This window comes from Vibrio sp. Vb1755 (assembly GCF_033338635.1).
In the GTDB taxonomy this organism is placed as follows: Bacteria; Pseudomonadota; Gammaproteobacteria; order Enterobacterales; family Vibrionaceae; genus Vibrio; species Vibrio alginolyticus.
Map to the genome: position 1 here is coordinate 1 of NZ_JAWOTA010000106.1, position 1,571 is coordinate 1,571.

The following is a 1,571-nucleotide window of genomic DNA, read 5'->3' on the forward strand; positions in this document are numbered from 1 at the left end:
CGAATAGCTTCGCCAATTTTGGATCTTTTAACTGACCAATGTTCGTAATGCCGTATTTCTCGGCGGTTTTCTTATCGATGAGGTAGCCTTGCGCTGCGCCACTGACGTATTGGCCTTCTCGGAAAAACTTATCATCACCACCTGACATGGTGTATTTGTCTGCATGGAGCGGGAACCAGCCAACCGCTAAGAACGTCGCGTCACCTTTTGCTATCGAGGTGTACCCGACGTTGTAATCCACTTCTTTGGTTGGTTGGACATCGTAACCCAAAGCTTCCAGAGCACGGTTTACGATCAACGTTTGGAACGTCTCTTCAGCGACAGTGGACTGTACAGGTTGAACCGTGACGCCTTCACCCGGCAACTCTCCGGCAAAGCCGTAAGTCGAAAATGCGATTGTGCTTAGCGCGCCGACAGACAGCGCTTTCTTCCATGAATTATTCATTCGTATTTCTCCTAAGTTTTAGGTCGTTTTGGTTCTTGTTGGTTTTAAATTTGAGCAGATAAGAGATAGGGCCGGTATGGTACCAGCGAAGTTTGGTATTGCCGGCGTTGACGCCAAGCTCTTGTGTAATGCGATCCAACAAAATAGCGAGGATCACAATGCCTAAACCGCCGACAGCGGCCAGACCCATGTCCAGTCGTCCGATGCCTCGTAACACCATCTGACCCAAACCGCCCACGGCGATCATCGAGGCGATAACCACCATCGACAGAGAAAGCATCAAGGTTTGGTTGACGCCCGCCATGATCGTTGGCAGCGCAAGTGGCAATTGAATGCGATACAGCATTTGCTTTTTGTTTGCGCCAAAAGAGTGACCCGCTTCGATAAGCTCTTCCGGTACTTGTTGAATCCCAAGAATGGTCAATCGAACCACTGGCGGTAGCGCGAAAATGATCGTTACGACAACGCCCGGTACGTTACCAATACCAAACAGCATCACGATCGGAACAAGGTAGACGAACGCCGGGGTGGTCTGCATCGCATCCAATATTGGTCTTACAAATTTGGCGGCGGTTTGGCTTCTGGCTAGCCAGATCCCCATGGGTAAGCCAATCAACAAGCAGAAAAACACCGAAGTGAGCACCAAGGCGAGCGTGGTCATGGCTTGAGACCAAGCGCCGATCAAGCCAATGAACACTAACGATACTAGCGTTGATAAACCAAGTTTGAAGTTAGAAAACTGCCACGCGAGTAAAAATAGGATCAGCACCATAATCGGTGACGGCGTAGAGACTAACGCGGTTTCGAATGAGGACAAGATAAAATCGATCGGAACTCGTATGGCTTGAAAAACAGGGCGACCATGTTCAACGAGCCAATTCAACCCAGATTCTACCCAATTATCGAGTGGGAGAACGGCATCTTGAAATGGGTTCATGATATCGAAAGGTGTCTCTTGCACGGCTTCGCTGTTCAACCAATCGTTGTTAGTTGCGGCCTCACTACCTTGTGACCACGGGTCTTCTTGTGTTGGTGCGGTTTGCGACCAAGGATCGTTATTTGTTTGCTCTGTAGACATCGTTTAATCCTTATCGAGTGTTTGCAGAAGACGCGACTTCGTCACGAC

General features: G+C 49.3%; 2 protein-coding genes. Both read right to left on the reverse strand.

Annotated elements, in window-relative coordinates; genetic code table 11:
* Positions 1–445: glycine betaine ABC transporter substrate-binding protein (locus tag R7E00_RS22980; protein WP_318124531.1), on the reverse strand; the 445-nt coding region annotated here is incomplete at its 3' end.
* The gene (gene proW, locus R7E00_RS22985; RefSeq protein ID WP_021823169.1) at positions 438–1,523 is read right to left on the reverse strand and encodes a glycine betaine/L-proline ABC transporter permease ProW; all 1,086 of its coding nucleotides are present in this window, start codon (positions 1,521–1,523) and stop codon (positions 438–440) included. The genes R7E00_RS22980 and proW, both read right to left, overlap by 8 nt.
* Positions 1,524–1,571 lie beyond the last annotated feature (48 nt).

Bases quoted from the DNA above. Each gene is read 5' to 3' on its own strand.
- proW (WP_021823169.1), bottom strand. From the start codon at position 1,523: ATGTCTACAGAGCAAACAAATAACGATCCTTGGTCGCAAACCGCACCA.